The 18,456-nt window shown below is 48.7% G+C and carries 13 protein-coding genes; 8 read left to right on the top strand and 5 right to left on the bottom strand.

The genetic code is table 11. From position 1 onward, the window contains the following. Positions 1-3: 3 nt before the first annotated feature. Positions 4-1,722 (bottom strand): ABC transporter ATP-binding protein, encoded by a 1,719-nt coding sequence (locus LACZS1_RS02835; RefSeq protein WP_070652077.1) that lies wholly within the window; start codon positions 1,720-1,722, stop codon positions 4-6. Between the two features lie 925 nt (positions 1,723-2,647). Here LACZS1_RS02835 and metE point away from each other — a divergent pair. From metE to LACZS1_RS02800, 7 genes are all read left to right on the top strand, one after another. Beyond that, positions 2,648-4,933, top strand: a complete 2,286-nt coding sequence (metE, locus tag LACZS1_RS02830; RefSeq protein ID WP_070652076.1) for a 5-methyltetrahydropteroyltriglutamate--homocysteine S-methyltransferase — start codon at positions 2,648-2,650, stop codon at positions 4,931-4,933. Further along, entirely contained in the window at positions 4,911-5,783 is an 873-nt protein-coding gene (gene metF / locus LACZS1_RS02825) for a methylenetetrahydrofolate reductase [NAD(P)H] (protein ID WP_010491119.1), read from the top strand. Before metE ends, metF begins: the two co-directional genes overlap by 23 nt. Before the next feature lie 167 nt (positions 5,784-5,950). Next, a complete protein-coding gene (locus tag LACZS1_RS02820) occupies positions 5,951-6,775 on the top strand; it encodes a PfkB family carbohydrate kinase (RefSeq protein WP_070652075.1) in 825 nt (274 codons plus the stop codon). A gap of 71 nt (positions 6,776-6,846) precedes the next feature. After that, positions 6,847-7,395, top strand: coding sequence for an ECF transporter S component (locus LACZS1_RS02815; RefSeq protein ID WP_010491115.1), 549 nt, complete (start codon positions 6,847-6,849; stop codon positions 7,393-7,395). A 210-nt stretch (positions 7,396-7,605) separates the two neighbouring features. Next, entirely contained in the window at positions 7,606-8,400 is a 795-nt protein-coding gene (locus LACZS1_RS02810; protein WP_070652074.1) for an ABC transporter ATP-binding protein, read from the top strand. Continuing rightward, the gene (locus LACZS1_RS02805) at positions 8,387-10,105 is read left to right on the top strand and encodes an ABC transporter permease (protein WP_070652073.1); all 1,719 of its coding nucleotides are present in this window, start codon (positions 8,387-8,389) and stop codon (positions 10,103-10,105) included. The genes LACZS1_RS02810 and LACZS1_RS02805 overlap by 14 nt, the downstream gene beginning before the upstream one ends. Positions 10,106-10,311: 206 nt before the next feature. Then, a complete protein-coding gene (locus LACZS1_RS02800) occupies positions 10,312-11,286 on the top strand; it encodes an EamA family transporter (RefSeq protein ID WP_070652072.1) in 975 nt (324 codons plus the stop codon). 339 nt (positions 11,287-11,625) lie between these two features. Here the strand turns inward: LACZS1_RS02800 and LACZS1_RS02795 are convergent, their stop codons facing one another. Together LACZS1_RS02795 and LACZS1_RS02790 are read right to left on the bottom strand one after the other, a co-directional pair. Beyond that, on the bottom strand, positions 11,626-13,602 hold the full coding sequence (locus LACZS1_RS02795) for a WxL domain-containing protein (protein WP_070652071.1): 1,977 nt from the start codon (positions 13,600-13,602) through the stop codon (positions 11,626-11,628). Next, positions 13,599-14,075, bottom strand: a complete 477-nt coding sequence (locus tag LACZS1_RS02790) for an LPXTG cell wall anchor domain-containing protein (protein ID WP_070652070.1) — start codon at positions 14,073-14,075, stop codon at positions 13,599-13,601. Before LACZS1_RS02790 ends, LACZS1_RS02795 begins: the two co-directional genes overlap by 4 nt. 362 nt (positions 14,076-14,437) lie before the next feature. Between LACZS1_RS02790 and LACZS1_RS02785 the strand changes: the two genes are divergently transcribed. Beyond that, complete coding sequence (locus LACZS1_RS02785; protein WP_070650064.1) at positions 14,438-15,670, top strand: IS110 family RNA-guided transposase; 1,233 nt, start codon at positions 14,438-14,440, stop codon at positions 15,668-15,670. Between the two features lie 95 nt (positions 15,671-15,765). On the opposite strand, the gene LACZS1_RS02780 is transcribed toward LACZS1_RS02785, so the two are convergent. Both LACZS1_RS02780 and LACZS1_RS02775 read right to left on the bottom strand, forming a co-directional pair. Beyond that, positions 15,766-16,800, bottom strand: a complete 1,035-nt coding sequence (locus LACZS1_RS02780) for a WxLIP family cell surface protein (protein ID WP_306402773.1) — start codon at positions 16,798-16,800, stop codon at positions 15,766-15,768. 478 nt (positions 16,801-17,278) lie between these two features. Next, the gene (locus tag LACZS1_RS02775) at positions 17,279-17,947 is read right to left on the bottom strand and encodes a WxL domain-containing protein (RefSeq protein WP_070652068.1); all 669 of its coding nucleotides are present in this window, start codon (positions 17,945-17,947) and stop codon (positions 17,279-17,281) included. Positions 17,948-18,456: the final 509 nt, after the last annotated feature.

The following is an 18,456-nucleotide window of genomic DNA, read 5'->3' as shown; positions in this document are numbered from 1 at the left end:
GAGTTACACCCCCTCTTCCAGTGCCTTTTGGGTTGCATAAATTTCGCGATAAACATTATTATGCTGAGCCAATTCATGATGCGTGCCGCTACCGACCAACCGACCTTCATCAAGTACCAAAATGCGGTCAGCCTTAATAATCGAACTGATTTTTTCAGCAATAATAATAGTAGTTGTGTTTTTCAGCTCATGCGCCAAGGCCTCTTGAACCAATTTTTCCGAGCGAGCATCCAGCGCCGAAGTAGCATCGTCGAGAATCAGGATCTTCGGCTGCCCAATGACCCCGCGTGTAATCGAGAGCCGCTGTTTTTGACCACCTGAAAAGTTCGATGATCGTTCTTCCACTTCTGCATTGTACGTGTGCGGCAAGCGCTCAATGAACTCAGCTGATTGAGCGATTCGAGCTGCCCACTTCATCGACGCTAAATCAGCGTCCGGATTACCTTGCTGCAGATTTTCGGCAATGGTGCCGGAAAAAAGCGTGGACCGTTGCAGAACAAAGCCAACCGTCTGCCGCAAATCAGCTTCGGTGACAGCGCGGACATCATGCCCGCCAACTTTGACGATCCCGGTGTCCGGGTCAAACAGCCGTGGAATCAGCTGCGCCAAGGTGGTCTTGCCACTGCCGGTCGCCCCGACAATACCGATCATTTCACCCGGCTTAACCGCAAAACTGATATCACGAATCGTCGGTTTTTCATCCCCTGGGTAGGTGAACGTCACGTCATCGAATTCAACGGCGCCGTCCAGATCCCGATGCGGTCCGCTCACAAACGTCATACTCGGCTTGGTATCCATCACTTCATGGATCCGTCGCAAAGAAACCAGCGCCCGTGACGCAAACGTCAGCATAAAGCTACCGTTAATGATCGCAAACAGAATCTGCATCAGATAATTGATAAAACTGGTAATCGCCGCCAAGTTGCTCGGGTGGCTCGTGATATTTTGGCCGATCAGCCAGATACTTAAGGCAATCGCCAAATTCGCGATCAGGAAAAACGCCGGCATCAACAAGGCAAACAAATTGCCGATTTTGACACTGACATCCCGCATCTCATCGCTTGATTCCGCAAAATTTTTCGTCTGATTGGCGCCTTGAACAAACGACTTTACCACCCGCATGCCCATTAAATTTTCGCGCGCTAAGGTGTTCACTTTTTCAATCAACTGTTGCATCCGGCCAAAATATTTGCCCATACGACTAAACGAAAAAAGACTGACGCCCAGCAGCAACACCATCATGACCGCAATCACCCACCACAACTCCGGCAAGGTCACGATCGCAAGAATCACGGCACCCACAAACAGAATCGGGATACGCGTGACTTGCTGGAAAAAGCCCATGACAATCTGTTGCACCTGATTAATATCATTCGTCATGCGTACAACCAGATTTGACGGTGAAAATTTTTCAACGTCCGCATAAGCCAGACTCTGGATTTTGGCATATTCATCTGCGCGCAAATCAGTAGCAACACCCAGTGCCACCCGCGCCGAATAAATGGTATTGATAATCCCGCCAACAATCCCGATCACCGCCAGCCCAATCAAATACAGGCCATTGGTCCAGACGGTCTGCTTGTCATTTTTCATAATGGCATTCATGATCACCTGAAGCAGATGCGGCTGCCAAAGTGTCGCGAACGCTACCACAAAAATAGCCAGGATTGACCAGATCACGTCCCAGCGATATTTCTTAATGTATGGAACCAAAACTTTCATAGCATTCTTCCTCCGATGACTTGTGCTATTAGCTTACCCTAAAACGTGAAACAAGTCAGCGTAAACGCTCTTGGAGCTTTTTCGTTTGTCTCAAGGTCAGCATGACACTGGTGTTGTCATCTTAACAAACCTGCATCATTATTGGCTAAATAATGAGAATAGAACATATGTTTTTCCGGAATTCTATGCGTTCACAGTCATAAGAGGCTTCATTTTAATTTAATAAATATCTTGACAGCTGCCATAATTGTCAGTATGCTAGTCGCAACATTGAAATGCGGAAAGATGAGTAGTTGTTGGTTTCCTGCTTAGAGAGTGTCTATTTTGGTGCAAGGACATCTGGAAATGGCAACGAATATGGTCTTGGTGATGCAGGTGTGTCGAGCGCGAGCAAAGCACACATGGGGACGCCCATTATTGCGTTAGGTCTCACAGCATGGCTGTCGGACTGATTGAGGAAAGTCGTGTGAGCGGCTTTTAAACCAAGGTGGTACCACGGTAAGCCGTCCTTGGCCTAGACATTTTTGTCTGGGTCGAGGACGGCTTTTTTCATTTTTCAACACCTGTGCGCCATTGCAAACCACGTCTTTCGACAGTTCATTTCGATTCATTAGCAAGTGTTCTTCAATTCATCATTGGACTGATTGACATCCTGCTTCATAACGCGTTCGCTGGCGCAGGAGCCTGCGTATAAGGACCTTGGTCGCAATGGCCTAAGTTCGGGCCATCACGCCCAAGGCCGCTTATACTCCGGCTCCTAAGCGCGCCAGTTCACGCTCACTCTTAACGCGTTCGCCAGCCCAGAAACCTGCGTGTAAGGACCTCAGACGCAATGGCCAAGACCGGGCCATCACGACTGAGGCCGCTTACACTCCGGTTTCTAAACGGGCTGGCTCACGCTCACTTTAACTAGGAGGTTTTTCTTATGACAACAACCATCATCGGTTACCCACGAATTGGTGAACATCGCGAATTGAAGTTTGCCACTCAGAAGTATTTCAAGCACCAGATTACGGCACAGGAGCTGCAGGAAAAAGCTCAAGCATTACGCCAGCAGCACTGGGAAACCATTCAAGCCGCGGGTATTGATCAGATTCCCACAGGCGATTTTTCTTTCTTCGACAACACCTTGGATGTTGCCAACCTTTTGAACATTGTGCCAAAGCGGTATTTGGACTTGAACCTGTCGCCACTTGATACCTACTTTGCCCAGGCGAGGGGTTATCAAGGCGATGCCGGTGATGTTAAGGCGCTTGCCATGAAGAAATGGTTCAATACCAACTATCACTATCTGGTGCCTGAATTTGATCGCGACACGCACATTCAAGTGACGGACTGGCAACTTTTCGAGCAATATCAAGAGGCCAAAGCATTAGGCATCGCGGCGCGCCCGACTTTAATCGGCCCTTACACGTTGTTGAAACTGTCACGCTTCATTGATGTTGCTCCGGATGATTTCGTAGCCGACTTAATCACCGCTTATAGCACGATCATTCAGCGGCTACACGCAGCCGGCGCCGAATGGATTCAACTTGATGAACCGGCGCTGGTTTATGACCAGACCGATGCTGACTTAGCCTTGTTTGAACGACTTTATACGCCGATTCTCGCGCAAAAGAACGCTGCCAAAATTCTGGTCCAGACTTATTTCGGCGATTTAACCGACTCGTTTGAACGGATTTCCGAACTGCCTTTTGATGGCTTCGGCCTGGATTTTGTGGAAGGCTATGCGAACCTCGATCTGCTGAAAAAGCACGGCTTCCCGGCGCATGCCACCTTGTTTGCCGGCATCGTCAACGGCAAGAATATCTGGCGGACGCACTATGCCGATGCTTTGGCAACGATTAAGCAGCTGTCAGCTATCACGGACAAGCTTGTGTTGAGCACCTCCACATCGCTATTGCATGTCCCTTATACACTACGCAACGAAACGCATCTCAAGCCTGAAGAAAAGCAATATCTGGCGTTTGCTGAAGAAAAACTAAATGAGTTGCACGAACTTGACGCTATTTTCCACACCGGCGCCGATCACGAAGCTTATCAGGCTAACGTCGCCTTATTCAGCAAGCCACGTTACGAGGAAAATAAAGCCTTAAACGCCAAAATTGCTGCCTTAACGCCCGAGGACTACAAGCGGACACCGGATCGCAAAACCCGGCTGGCGATTCAGGCTAAGGAATTCAACTTGCCGCTACTGCCGACAACCACCATCGGCTCGTTCCCGCAAACCGCAGAAGTTCGGCGCAATCGGGCTAAGTTCCGCCGCCATGAAATCACGGAAGCCGAATATACGGCATTTAATCATCAAGAAGAAGTCGATTGGATCAGATTCCAGGAAAAAATCGGCTTGGACGTTCTGGTTCACGGCGAGTTTGAACGCAACGACATGGTTGAATATTTTGGCGAAAACTTCGGCGGCTTCCGCTTCACCGACAATGGCTGGGTACAAAGTTACGGAACCCGTGGCGTGAAACCACCGATCATTTGGGGCGATGTTGTACGCACCAAACCGATTACAGTGGCGGAAACGGTTTTTGCCCAAAGTCAAACCGACCACCTCGTCAAAGGCATGCTCACCGGACCGGTCACCATTTACAACTGGTCGTTTCCGCGTGAGGACTTGAGTCAAAAGACCAGCGTCGAGCAGATTGCTTTGGCCCTAGAAGATGAAGTGCTGGATCTTGAAAAGCATGGCATCAAAATCATTCAAATCGACGAGCCGGCATTACGGGAAAATCTGCCACTACGCAAAAAAGACTGGTATCCCAAGTATCTGGACTGGGCAGTCCCAGCCTTCCGCCTCGTTGCCAGCAAAGTAAAACCGGAGACCCAGATTCACACGCATATGTGTTATTCGCAGTTCGGCGACATCATTAAGGCGATTGATAATCTTGATGCCGATGTGATTTCGTTTGAAGCTGCGCGCTCTGATTTCAGCCTCTTGGACATTCTCAAAGCCACCCATTTTCAGACCCACGTTGGCCCCGGCGTTTACGATATTCACTCGCCGCGCATTCCTTCCAAAGACGAAATCGTCCACATCATCCACGAAATTCTGAAACGGTTGCCGGCTGATCATGTCTGGATTAACCCTGATTGCGGACTTAAAACCCGCGATGTCCCGGAAACCAAGGCCAGCTTGATCAACATGGTCGCAGCGGCTAAACAAGTACGTAAGGAACTCACTCATGAAAATCAACCAGTGCTTTAAAGATCATCAAGTCATTTCATTTGAAGTCTTTCCCCCGCGCAAAAATGCCAGTAACGTTGCGTTAACGCCGATTCTCAATACCCTCGATGCGGTAAAAGAAGCCGATCCTGATTTTGTCTCCGTCACATTCGGCGCGAATGGCAATAAGCCACACATGGGCACACTGGAGGTCGCCAAGTTGATCAAAGACGAGTTTGATCTAGAACCGGTCGCCCACTTACCGGCTGCCCAGCTCACCCGTGCGCAGGTCGACGCAGAGTTACGCGGTTTTCAAGAAGCCGGCATTGATAACATTCTCGCCTTGCGCGGTGATATTCCCAAAAGCGGCCGCGTCAGCAACGACTTCCCTTATGCCTGCGATTTAATCGAACACATTCACCAGCGCGGCGATTTCAATGTCGTGGCAGCCTGTTACCCGGAAAAACATCCCGAATCACCAGATGTAGTCAGCGACATTCGTCACCTTAAGGAAAAAGTCGATGCTGGCGCCAGCCAACTGATTAGCCAACTTTTCTTCGACAATCAGGTTTTCTACCGTTTCCGCGAACGCACCGAGCTTGCAGGGATTCACGTGCCCATCGAAGCCGGGATTATGCCGGTGATCAACGAGCATCAAATCGAACGCATGGCCACCATGGCTGGCGTCAATTTGCCGCCAAAATTTGTCGCCATGATGCAACATTTTTCCGGCAACAAAGAAGCCATGCGCGATGCGGGGATTGCTTATGCCATTGATCAAATTATTGATTTATTAGTGCATGGTGTTGATGGCATCCACATTTACACCATGGACAATCCCACGGTTGTTAAACGAATTGCTACGGCAACAAAGACAATTCGGAATGCTTAACTGATTTTGATACCTTCAATGATGAATGGTCCCGGCGCGGTGCCAGGGCCATTTTAGTTTGCACGGAAGCCAGTTTGTGCCAATATATAAAAAAGCTCATTGACAGTTCGTTAAAAATTGCGCATGCTCTTTGTTAAGCACCTATACTTTTAGAAAGGATTCATACTTTGAACACGAAAAGTCTGATCATTAGTCAGGATTTGTGCGGTGTCGGCCAAGTTTCCATGGGCGTGGCTTTGCCGTTAGCGGCCGGTCTGGGGTTGACGCCGTATGTGTTGCCGACCGCCTTACTGTCGAGTCACACTGGCGGTCTGGGCGCTAATACTTATCTTGACCTGAGTTCCGAGATGCCTGGAATTCTGACCCATTGGCAACAACTGCAACTACAACCCGACGGCATTTATCTCGGCTATCTTGGCCAAAATGCCGCGCTTCAATGGCAACGCTGGCTGCCAAAACTTTCTGCGCCGCTGGTCCTGATCGATCCGGTTATGGCAGATGACGGCAAGCTTTATAAAGGTTTTGATGCCGCCTACGTCGAAACGTTGCAACAGTTAGCCTACCGCGCCACAGTTCTGACACCGAACATCACCGAAGCACAACTGCTTTTAGACGAGCCACTGGTGGCATTGACGGAACCGTCAGCCGTGATGGCGTTGGCTAAGCGCCTGCACGCCCAATTCCACAATGCAGTTTTAATCACCGGGGTGCCGTTTCATAAGCAGATTGCCGTTGTCGGGATGGATGCGTCTGGAGAAACGCTGGCACTGGCACAGCCTAAAGAACCCGGGCATTATTTTGGCACTGGCGATCTTTTCGCTGCGGCCTTGGCAACTGGCTTGCTGAAAGGCCAGCGCTTGCGGCAAGCAGCGGCAACTGCCATGGTGGCCGCACGCTTAGCAATTAAAGCCACATTGGCCGCTGATGCTGACCCGAAATACGGGTTAAATCTCGCTGGGGTGATCCCGGCACTGAGTAAGCAACTGCCTTAGATCATACAATACGCTAGCGTGCTGCCAGCTTCTAACCGCGCGGGCTCACGCTCATCTTTGGAGGGTAAAACATGCAAACATCGCACAACACTTTAAAAAATATCATCTTCACCGGACTATTCGCCGCAATTATTTACATTGGGATTTCACTATTACGCATTCCGATTCCGGCGATGGTCGGTCGGCCGTTTATTCACTTTGGCAATCCCTTGATGGTGCTGGCCATTCTCTTTTTAGGCGGGCGGCTAGGCGGCTTAGCAGCAGCGATTGGCTTGGGGGGATTCGACTTGCTGAACGGCTATGCCGCCACCTCTTGGCTGACGGTCTTGGAAGCGATCGTGATGGCAATCGTTGTCAGCGCGCTTGTCAAAGCGTTTAAGCATGACGATCAGCCGCGCAACATCATCATCATTGGCATCGTTGCCGGGTTAACGAAAATCGTTACATCTTATCTCACTGGCATCGTTGAAGCACTCATGGTCGGAACGATCTTTAAAACCGCAATTGTCGGTGCCTTTTTGAGTCTCCCGGCAACTGTCATCAACTCAATTGCAACTGCCTTTATCGTGCCAATATTGTATTTTATTCTTCGTCCACTCTTTAAACGGTTCACGAACTGAATAATTCCTTTTGTTTTTTATTACGATTTCTTTTGGCCTAGTCCGGCGAACAGCAGACTAGTTTAACACTAAGCAGAACGCTTGGTGTTTTTTTATAGGCTTTTTTAGCGGCGTTATACAACAAGCATTTCCCTATACAACAATAATCTTTTCTGTCATAATCAGCGCATCACAGCATGTAGACAACTCGGTCAAGAGGAGGCCATTTTTATGACAGAACTCATCGTGACCCTCAGTCACATTCGGAAGAGTTTCGGACCCAAAGAAGTATTGAAAGATCTCAACTTCTCAATCACCCCTGGTAGCATTGTTGGTTATATCGGTCCCAACGGCGCCGGTAAAAGTACGACGGTTAAGATGATGCTCGGCTTGCTTGAGCCAGATGACGGCACACTCGAATTATTCGGCCAACCGATTAGCCCTAAAGATCCCAGTTATAAACGGCGAATCGGCTATGTGCCGGAAAGCGCCGATGTTTTCGATGCGTTAACGGCGCGGGAATATTTGAGCCTCATTGGCCAACTTTACGGTTTGAGCGCCGCCGATGCCGAGCAAAAGGCCTTCGCGCTGGCGGAATTGGTTAACCTACGCGATGCTTTTGATCGGCGAATTTCATCATATTCAAAAGGGATGCGGCAACTGATTCTGATTATTGCCAGTTTGCTGCACAATCCGGACATTTTATTCTGGGATGAACCATTGAACGGGCTTGACGCTAACACTGTGCTGGTCATTGAAGAAGTGCTTCAGGATTTGCGCGATCAAGGCAAAACGATCTTCTATTCTAGCCATATTCTTGATGTCGTCCAAAAATTGTCGGACCGGATCATCGTTTTAAACGCCGGGACGGTGGTGGCGGATGGGCCATTCAAAGCCATTGCCAAGGAAGCCGACACCAACTTGCAGCAACTCTTCAATGATCTGACCGGTTTTGCGGAACATGGTCAAAAAGCCCAAAGCTTCGTGGATATCGTGACAGGCGGTGACTCGCATGAACAGGTTTAAAAAAGCGGAGCCGGAACCAACTGACCCAGCGGCATTACCGCTACCGAAAAATTTTGCATGGTTAACCCGACTCCGCCCGACGTTGGAAAAACGCGGAATTCAATTTGACCAGTTACGATTGATCCTTGCAACTAAGAGTCTGCTAGCCTCCCGTGAATCGAGTGGCTTAGGCAGCATGTTTAACAACAATAAGCGTCGCACGGGTTCAGGTCTTAGAAAAACCTTTTTGTGGAATACTTTATTCGGTGCAGTTTTAGGGCTGTTACTGCTTATTCCCACATCAATCGTGACCACATTTACCATGTTCATGACCGTCCAACTGTTGACGAGTTTTCTGGCAATTTTAACCAGTTACTCCAGTTTGATTCTTGATCCGCGTGATCGTACGGTTTTTGCCGCTCGCGGTGTCAATGACCGAACGTTGAGTTTTGCCCGACTTCTCAATATTTGTTTCTACTTAGGGATGACGCTGCTGGCAATGGGCGGTCCCGGGATTGTCATCAGCGGCTTTCATTATGGGCCGATTGTTGCGATTGGCGGCTTCATCGCACTGCTATTCAGCGGTGTCTTAAGTCTGATGCTGGCACTTTTTGTCTACTTGCTGATTTTGCGGTTCTTTGACGGTGAACGCTTACGGAACATGTTGAATCTGGTGCAGATTTTACTGATGATCGGCATCTATGTCGGCGGCCAGTTGCCTAATTTATTGCCACAATCCATGTCGATTTTCGGTGCGTCCATCAGTGACCAGTTTAGCTGGCTTTTCATACCAGCCTTCCCTGCTTGGTTCGCTGGTTTACCTATGCTATTTGCCGGGCAGGTAACAGCTTTAAGCCTCATGTTGGCTAGCTTAAGCGTCGTGATCCCGATTGCCATGACCCTTACTTTTCTTCACTTCTCTGGTGTATTTGAAGTCTATTTGGAAAAACTAAATCAAGGCAACGCCCGTCCACGCAAACTCGGCTGGTGGTTCCGCGGTCTCAGTGCTTTAATGACACGTCCTGGTGAAGAACGCACTTATTTCACCTTGGGTTGGCGGATATTAGGCAGTGAGCGTGACTACAAATTACGAGTTTATCCGCAACTGGCATATGGCCTGATTTTACCGTTAGTCTTCATCGGCAATGAATTGCGGGAAATGAGTTTCAAGTCCGCAAGCCACTTTATTGCTTACGCCGGCATCGGTGTCATCGTGGCGCTTGCACCAGCTTTAGTCAATCTGCGGTTTTCAAGCCAGCCTCAAGCCATGGCAATTTTCCAATATGTCCCGTTTAAAACGCATGGATTATTATTGCGCGGTGTGGTTAAGGCCATGTTTGCCCGCTTATTCCTGTTGCCACTTGTCTTGATTACCGTCATCACCACAGCCATCGGTGGTTTTGATGCGTTAGTGGCCGGTATTGCGGTCATCATTTTAACTTATGGCATCACGTTAATCATGGGCTGGCCACTGGTAGGCAGTCAATTTCCGTTTGCCAGTATCTATTCGACCAACGCAAACTTTCGCGGGGGATCCACTGGCGTTATCAGCGTCATTATAGGTGCGATCGCGGCAGTTATCATTATTTTTGTCGGCGGCTTTCTTGGTGGCTGGATTTTCCCACTTTTCCTCACAGCATTTGGATTGACGTTTGGCTTGCTGCTAGGGCACTTTTACCGCACCAATCTCCGTTACGAATTAAGAATCAACACTGAGCCAGAATAAGCACTTAACATTCCAAAAATGAACATCATTCTAAAATCGCCCCTTAAGACGAAATTTGTCTTTAGGGGCGATTTGGATTGATCGAGCAAAATGCCGGCAAGCTTCCACGCACGTGCGTCAAGTTTGATCAAATTAACACGAACTAGCCAACCAGGTTCTTTTTGCGTATAGTAGTCTGGATGTCTTAATTTGAAAGGAATACTGCTATGCCGCGCACTGAAGCTCATCTTACGAACGATTCGAATCGAAAAATAAAAGGCGTTACATTTGCCGTTGTTGGCGCCATTTTTTGGGGTGCCAGCGGTATTTTTACGCAAACGCTTTTTACCAATTCCGGGGTTAAGCCGCTTTGGCTCGTGGGTATTAGACTCTTTTTTGCTGGCTTGCTACTGGTGTTATGGAGTGCCGTGCGCGACCCACACTCTTTTTTGGCGCTTTGGAAAAATCGGCGGGATGCTGGTCTTATGATTTTGTTTGCTTTTTTCGGCATGGTACCGTCCCAATTGACTTATTTCCTTGCCATTAATGCCGGCAATGCTGCAACTGCGACGATTTTGCAGTTTTTAGGGCCGGTATTTATTTTACTTTACATGGCGTTGACAACCCGGCAAATGCCACGGCGGATCGATTTTATCAGCATCACCTTAGCCCTGATCGGCACCTATTTACTCGTCACGCGCGGCCATCTCACTAGTTTACAGCTCGCCCCTGCCGCTATCTTCTGGGGGATTATGGCCGGCGTTAGTCAGGCGCTTTATACGTTGCTGCCGCGAACCTTGCTGGCCAAATATGATGCGCGCGCCGTCACCGGCTGGTCCATGTTGCTCGGCAGCCTGCCATTTTTGCCTCAGTACGTGCTGCATCCTAACCCAATGCTCACGCTGCCAGATCTAGGCGCAATTGGGTTTGTCGTCATCTTCGGCACCATGCTCGCTTATCTGCTGGTACTCGGCAGCCTCAACTACATTTCACCTGTGGCAACCGGCATGTTAAGCGCGTTCGAACCGCTAACCGCCACCACACTTGCTGTCACCCGCCTGCACATCGCTTTTGGCCCGGCAGAATGGCTCGGGGGGATCCTCATTGTCTTGAACACTTTGTTGCAGGCGCTGCCAATCAAAAAAATTCAGAGCCTGCAAAAACGATTGATTCACCAACTCTTGCAAAAATCGAAAACCTGACATCAAAAAGAGATGCTAAAAGTCTAGGGAAAATCCCGAAACTTTCAGCATCTCTTTTTTGTTCGTTGATTGACCAGAGCCAGTATCGACTAAAGGAAGCCGGTGAAACTGGCAATCAAAACGTGAATGGGCAGCTCTAGCAGGAAGGCCAGTGTGCCCAAAACAACGACCGGCAGTAAATGAGAACGTGTAAAATGTTTTTTCATTAGCAGACCCCTCTATAACCGCAATCCTGACAACTCAACATTCAAAAATAAGAATTGTCCATAGCATATTCTCATTTTCAGAATAATTCAACTCATTTTTGCGATTTTTGGGAGTTTCCTGTCTGGTAACGCATCATTCTGGTGCGTGCGCAAGTGTCCATGTGGCGGTTGCGTGGTATTTTCCGGCACGGACAGAGGGTGTCCCCTTAACGGTCATCAAGGCTTGTGCATGCCGCGCACTGTCACCAATCTGCCAGGTACCGCCGCCACTTGGCATGTTTTTGACAGTGACTGTATCGTTGTTATCTTTCACCCGTGCGACTTCACCGGTGCCTTCATTATCGATCAGCACGATTTCGGCTTTACCACCGGTTTGACTGCCGTTGTCACCTAGAACATAATCCCCACCATCCAGTTTAAACGGTGAAAGCTTCATTTGAAGGTGCCACCCCGGCTGATCGGGACGGGTATCAAGCACTTCGAGATAGTCCTCGGTGCCACCACCTTCAAGCGTATTCAACCACTTTTTGAAGTCTTCGGAACTTGACGGCAGCGAATTGTCGCCGGGGATACCGCGAATAATATCCGCAACACCTGGATCGACAAATGTGCCTGTATATTTCTTGAAAACGAATCCCGGTACATGTGTTAAAAACAGGTCGCCGGTGTGGGCACCAAGGACATACTTAATCTTATTTGAGCTATCAGCCGTATTGACTAACTTGTAATCCGTAGCTGGCGACCCACCATTGACCGTTCCAGCATCATCACTAAAAGCTTGATTGGCACTCAGGTTATATAATTTCACCTGCGCTGGCAAGCTAAACGTTACCGTCGTGTTTTTATTTTTTGGTAACTCCGGCATGTTCGTGATAACAGCCGACTTCTGGTCAGCCTGAACAATCGCTTTAACTTTCGGACCCGCGACGCCGTCAACGGTTAACGTCACTTCCAACTCGTCGCCAGGTTGGGCCGGCTCTCCATCAGCTTTCAGATAATCAAAGTACTCGCCTTTTGGTAAGGTGATTGTCGGCATTGGCCAAGGGCTACCATCAAGATTATCGACATTAAGATTGTAATCATAGGTTAACTGATCGCCAGGTTGCAGGATTGTGGTTTCTCCGACGACCTGACCTTCACGCTTTAACGTGACCTCAGGCTTGACGGTGATAAAATCTGCCAAACTCTTAATTGCGACCACGTGCGGTTCAAAGGCATTACCGGTAGCACTCGTGAAGCCCAGATACAGCTTGCGCCTATAGCCAAAAATGTCATTGATTTGTTGATTGGTCCATGTGAGTGCGCGCGTGACAGTATTAAAACCTGTCCCGCTTAATCTATAAATCAAATTCCCACCCGTAGCAGTCTTATGCCACTCCACACTCAAATCTTGCCATGAGCCGTTAGTAATTTTACCACTTAAAACTTTGGCTTCATTTGGAAATTCCGGGTTATTGAATTCAAGCTCAGTTTTATAATTGGGAAACCCGATTGCATACATACTTGCCTGGCCAGGATACCCAGAGCCAATGTATTGATCTGATGAGCCAATTACGGGGTAGCCAACCCTTTGATCCATACCTGTTGTGACAATCAGGCCATCACGACTTCTCTTGGTGTCAACCACGATTGCAAAACTGTTTGGCAAACCGGTTGTGGCAATGTCGATCGGCTTGCCACCATTCTTACCAGTAATCCCCCAGATGCCGAGTGACGCACCACCTGAATACACTTTGGTTGACCTGTCCGATGTCAGCGCGAAAGCAAGGCCATCCGCACCACTCGTGGTGTTACCCAAATAGATTCGCATGTCCAACTTAAAACTGCTTTTATCTAAATCGACAAAGGGTTGGTTACTCCAAATGCTCCCTGTTTGACTTGCTAAATTTGCATTCAACTCAAGACCAACTTCATCTGCACCATTTGAAATCATATGAGATTGCGTGCTGACTGGTGAAAAAACACCGTTCAAACTCGTAAAATTTCCTTCGCCCGGTGACGGATAAGTGCTCGGAACCGGCCAAGTAGCTGCCGCCACGGATTGTATCGGGCCAATCATCACGCTGAACACCGCAGCGAGGCAAATCATGATTAAAGTCTTTTTCTTCATTTTTTACCTCCTTGCCGTGAGCGTCCATGCATCAGCACAGCACTTAAGATAACAATCAACAAAACTTCGACACCAATGACGATCAGCCATGGTTGAACCGCATCCCCTGTTTGCGGAAGGCGGCTGTAGTCAAGGATGGATTGTCCTTGTCCATGTTGATCACCATGCGGATCGCCTGCATTGGATGGATCGGTTGCGCCAGCCGGATCGGTTGGGTCGGTCGGATCACTTGGATCGCCACCGCTCGGTTTTCCGCTCGGATCGGTTCCTGGGTCGGGTTTTGGATCGGGTTTTGGATCGGGTTTTGGGGTCGGTGGTGGCGTCGGATCCGGTTCCGTTGACGGCAATTCGCCGACGAGCTCGACTTGCGCCACTGATGTTTCGGCGTGCACCTTATGGGCTGCGGCTCCGCCTGCCGTGAGACCGACCATCATGAGCATCAAGAACCAAAAGTTACGCTTTCTTTTCGCCATCAGTCTCCCTTCCTCGTATATTTAAATTACAACCAAGTTCTTGGATAGCTCCGTACTTGGATGTTGCGTGATATTCTCTAGTTGTTCATTGGATTTGGGTCCAACTGGTATAGGCTTTTCCCTCCTGTTGCTAGCTATTGCTAGACTTCACCCCGAGACTGCCGCCCAGATGAATCGAACAAGCACAAACCACAAGCTGCGGGGGCTGGAGATCAGTTCGGTGACTCGCGTTTCACCGAGCAGCTACTGATCCTCAGACAGACTGCTCATACTGCGAGGAAGTACTGTAGGTTCATAATTAGGGAATATCGCGCAGCGCCCAAGCCTATCCATAAATCAGAACAGAAAGGAGGTCCAATTCGATGAACTTGAATGTTGGTATTGATGTTTCAAAAGCAAAGCTTGATTACTGTGGCTTGGATTCTGCCAAGAAGGTTATTTTCCAGGACAAGACCACGAATACCCCTGACGGGGCCGGCCAAATTGAGAAATTAATCCTGGAATGGGCTAAACGCCAAGATGATTCACTAAAGATCGTGATTGGCATGGAAGCCACCTCGGTGTACAACATCCACCCCACACTTTACTTTGAACAAAGCTCAGCGCTCAGTGCGTTGGATGCCACTGTCGTCACGTTGAACCCCAAGATGACTCATCGTTACAGCCAATTGTTTGATGACGACAAGACTGATACCATTGATGCCTTCCACATCGCAGACTTTCTGCGCATTGGCCGGTATCAAGTGCCAGTGACCCGCGACGAGAAACACATTGCCTTACAGCGGCTCACCCGCGAACGGTATCACATCGTCAAACAAATTACAGATGGCAAAAACCACTTCCTCAACAATCTGTACTTCCGATTGAACACACTGGAAGCTGAGCTACCGACTTCTGTGTTCGGAAACACGATGATGACGGTGCTTAGCGGTGAAAAGTACACACTGGACGAAATCGCTCAGATGCCCTTACAGACGCTTACTCAAGATCTTAACCAATTGTCCCACGGTCGCTTTGGTGACCCAGAGGCGATCGCTAAGGCCTTACAAAAAGCCATCCGTAGCTCTTATCGCTTGAGCAAGACGGTTGCCGATTCTGTTGACCAGGTCATGGCGATTTACATCAACCAGATCCGGATGTTACAAAAGCAACTAAAAGCCCTAGACAAGAGCATCACCGACCTGTGTGCCGTCATTGATGGCTCACAGTCAACGCAAAGTATTCCAGGCGTTGGCCCAGTCTACTCGGCTGGACTACTGGCTGAAATTGGTCAGATTGAACGGTTTCCGAGTGAAGCTAGTTTGGCAAGCTATGCCGGACTGGTTTGGCGCAGAAGTCAATCCGGAAACGGTGAGCGGCAACTAACGCCGCGCACGCATAACGGCGATCAGTACTTACGCTATTACCTAATTGAAGCTGCCAACTCGGTAAGAGCGCATGATCCCACATTTGCCAGATTTTACGACAAGAAATACCGGGAGGTGCCAAAATATCAACACCGACGTGCTTGTGTCATGACTGCAAGAAAGCTGGTACGCGTGATCTATGCATTACTTAAAAACCACGAGTTGTATAAACCAGCCAAAGCGGTCTAGCGCGCCAAGCGTCAAGTTAGGGCTTTAGATTCACCTAGAGAAATTACTAAATCCCTGGGCTGGGGGAAGTATACCCTCTGAAAAATGAAACAAGTCTAGATAATTTGAATCACTCCCTTGACTTCAGACCACAAGTCTCTCTTTTGTCGTTGCCGCCAAATAAGCCAAAGCAGGATCAGAATCACCACGGCAAGGATGATCGCAATGATGATCCATACCCAAGGCGTTTTTTGCGGTGTCCGGCCTAATTTTTCTTCAATGGCGTTCGACTGTTGTCGGGTAATCGTGAAGTTACGGCGCCAATGCCAGGTTTTCCCGACAGCCTTGGCAGTCAGATCCAAGGTGTAGGTTCCGGGAGCAAGCGCCTCTTTGGTGAAAATGGCATAGTCAAAATGTGAGTTAGGGGCAAACGACCACCCTTTTTCATGTCGGGTTAAATACGGTTCGTTTGATCCCTGCCGGTACACTTTGCCGTCTAACGTCATGTCGCCAAACAGTCGCGGCTTGAAGTTTTGAATGGTCGCCAAAACGCCTGCCTGGTTATCCTGCAGCCCCGGCTTGACCTGCATCAGCTTAAGATCAGGAGCCACTTCGGTTTCTGAAGTTTGCAAAACCACCCCGATCAGCATGGCAAATTTGTTATTAATCGCCATGCCGCCACCGCCGCTTTTATGCACATTCGGGTCTTCAACGTACAAACTGCCGAGAATTTGGCCCGTAAAGCCTTGTTCCGGAATTTTGACATCAAAAGTCACCGGCACTTGGCCATTGGCTGGAACGTCGATGGTCTGCGGCTCACTTGCCAACTGGGCAAATGTGTATTCGGCCGAGTTGTCCTTTTTGTTATTAGGATAATAGCCTAACGTTCCGTTATTTTGCGTGAACGCACTGACTGGACTGACCTTTAGCTTCTTAGCCTGATCGCTCGTATTCTTCACGTAAATGAGCAATCGCTGCGTTTCGCCTGGCTTGACCAGCAAATTGAAGTACGTGGATTTGTCAATCTGATTTTGCGGCAGAGCGGGGCTAATCGTGAAACCTGCGCCTTCAGCCGCCTGAACCTGATGCAGATTGCCAAGCCAAAACATGCCCAGCAGTGCAATAAGGCCAAATAGAATTTTTCGTTTCATGCTTACCCCTCTCTGAGCGTGAGCTGGCGCGCTTAGGAGTCGGAGTATAAGCGGCCTTGGGCGTGATGGCCCGGGCTTAGGCCATTGCGACCAAGGTCCTTATATGCAGGCTCCTGCGCCAGCGAACGCGTTAATGTGAGCGTGAACCAGTCCGGTTAGAAACCGGAGTGTAAGTGGCCTTGGGCGTGATGGCCCGGGCTTAGGCCATTGCGACCAAGGTCCTTACACGCAGGTTTCTGGACTGGTGAACGCGTTAATGTGAGCGTGAGCTGGCGCGCTTAGGAGCCGGAGTATAAGCGGCCTTGGCCGTGATGGCCCGGGCTTTAGGCCATTGCGACCAAGGTCCTTATACGCAGGTTCCTGCGCCAGCGAACGCGTTAATGTGAGCGTGAACCAGTCCGGTTAGAAACCGGAAAACGCGGCAATTTGCCAAAAAAGGACAGCGGATGCCCCGCCGCCCTTTAGCTTGAACACTAAATTACAAAGGTGCATCAGCCAGCGTCCAAGTAATTGCTGCTTGGTATCGGCCGGCGCTTGCTGTTGGATCTTTGAGAAGGTGAAGAACCGTTTCACTGCCCTTCTTTAATAAGGCTGTGTTCTTACCTTGCCCTTGCCCATTTGTGCCTGTTGCCAAAGCATCAGCCTTCCAGATCGGAAGTGAACCGCCACCGAAATCAAGGGTCGTTCCAGCTGTTGGGTTAACGGCATTGAGGGTCGGGTTATCTGTCGTGACGTCAGCAGTTTTGAGTGTCAGTGACCCATTCAACGTTCTACCGGCAGAGTCTTTCATATCGCCTAATTGGGCGGTCAGAGCCCAACCTGCACTGGTACCACGATTATCAGACACAGTTAGTTCGCCGTCAGCATTACCGTCCATGGCATTGGTACCGTCTTTAACCGGACCTGTTGCGTCAATCGTATTGTTATCAAGCTTTAGATCAACGTTGCCTGCCGTGATCTCACCGATGTTGATTGTGCCAAAGTGAAGATCAGGCACCTTGTCCAAGTTAATATCACCAGGAAGGATATTAACTTCTGCCACAGAAGTCTTTGTGTCATTTGCAGCAAACACACTTCCTGTTGGTACCAGACAACCTGCCAACGTCAAAGCCGAAATACCAGTTACAATATAATTAATTTTCCTCATCGATTTTACCTCCATGGGTGTTGTGAAAAGTTTCTTTACCTGTGTTACTAATATCAATATAGCACCTTGCCGAATCGGTAATCAAACAATACGATCAGCCAATTAGCCCCGTCAGACGGGCAATATTACGTAATTTTTGAAATTTTGTTTTTTATAAAATTAGGCCATTTACATTAATGCAAGTTTATAAGCAATATTAGCAATTTATTTTTAACCAGTTCATCAAATTGGCGTTATTGAACCCATTAAAAAATATTTTTTGTTCGTGTCATTTCGACCGCTGATTAGCCGATATGAGTTGTTCACTAGTGAACTTTAGTCAGCATTTTCTATTGACTTCATTATATAAAAATTATAATTATTACCCTTCCCAAGTTTTTCTTAGTTGCAACCAGCAACATTAAATTTAGATTAGTTGTTGACAAGGAAGCAAAGCGTGTTAAACTCATAATCAAATACAAATGCAACGCGAAAGACAAGTAGTGATGTTCATGGATTCAGCGAGCTTC

Origin of the sequence: Lacticaseibacillus zeae subsp. silagei (assembly GCF_030770335.1) — a bacterium.
GTDB classification, from domain to species: domain Bacteria; phylum Bacillota; class Bacilli; order Lactobacillales; family Lactobacillaceae; genus Lacticaseibacillus; species Lacticaseibacillus zeae.
Note: the sequence above shows the minus strand (reverse complement) of the source record. Positions and strands in the feature narration are given on the sequence as shown.

What these genes read in the sequence shown, in the direction of transcription:
- LACZS1_RS02815 (WP_010491115.1), top strand. Translation starts at nt 6,847, where the DNA reads ATGCAAACATCGCACAACACTTTAAAAAATATCATCTTCACCGGACTA.
- LACZS1_RS02835 (WP_070652077.1), bottom strand. Translation starts at nt 1,722, where the DNA reads ATGAAAGTTTTGGTTCCATACATTAAGAAATATCGCTGGGACGTGATC.
- LACZS1_RS02810 (WP_070652074.1), top strand. Translation starts at nt 7,606, where the DNA reads ATGACAGAACTCATCGTGACCCTCAGTCACATTCGGAAGAGTTTCGGA.
- LACZS1_RS02805 (WP_070652073.1), top strand. Translation starts at nt 8,387, where the DNA reads ATGAACAGGTTTAAAAAAGCGGAGCCGGAACCAACTGACCCAGCGGCA.
- metE (WP_070652076.1), top strand. Translation starts at nt 2,648, where the DNA reads ATGACAACAACCATCATCGGTTACCCACGAATTGGTGAACATCGCGAA.
- LACZS1_RS02800 (WP_070652072.1), top strand. Translation starts at nt 10,312, where the DNA reads ATGCCGCGCACTGAAGCTCATCTTACGAACGATTCGAATCGAAAAATA.
- LACZS1_RS02795 (WP_070652071.1), bottom strand. Translation starts at nt 13,602, where the DNA reads ATGAAGAAAAAGACTTTAATCATGATTTGCCTCGCTGCGGTGTTCAGC.
- LACZS1_RS02780 (WP_306402773.1), bottom strand. Translation starts at nt 16,800, where the DNA reads ATGAAACGAAAAATTCTATTTGGCCTTATTGCACTGCTGGGCATGTTT.
- LACZS1_RS02785 (WP_070650064.1), top strand. Translation starts at nt 14,438, where the DNA reads ATGAACTTGAATGTTGGTATTGATGTTTCAAAAGCAAAGCTTGATTAC.
- LACZS1_RS02775 (WP_070652068.1), bottom strand. Translation starts at nt 17,947, where the DNA reads ATGAGGAAAATTAATTATATTGTAACTGGTATTTCGGCTTTGACGTTG.
- LACZS1_RS02790 (WP_070652070.1), bottom strand. Translation starts at nt 14,075, where the DNA reads ATGGCGAAAAGAAAGCGTAACTTTTGGTTCTTGATGCTCATGATGGTC.
- metF (WP_010491119.1), top strand. Translation starts at nt 4,911, where the DNA reads ATGAAAATCAACCAGTGCTTTAAAGATCATCAAGTCATTTCATTTGAA.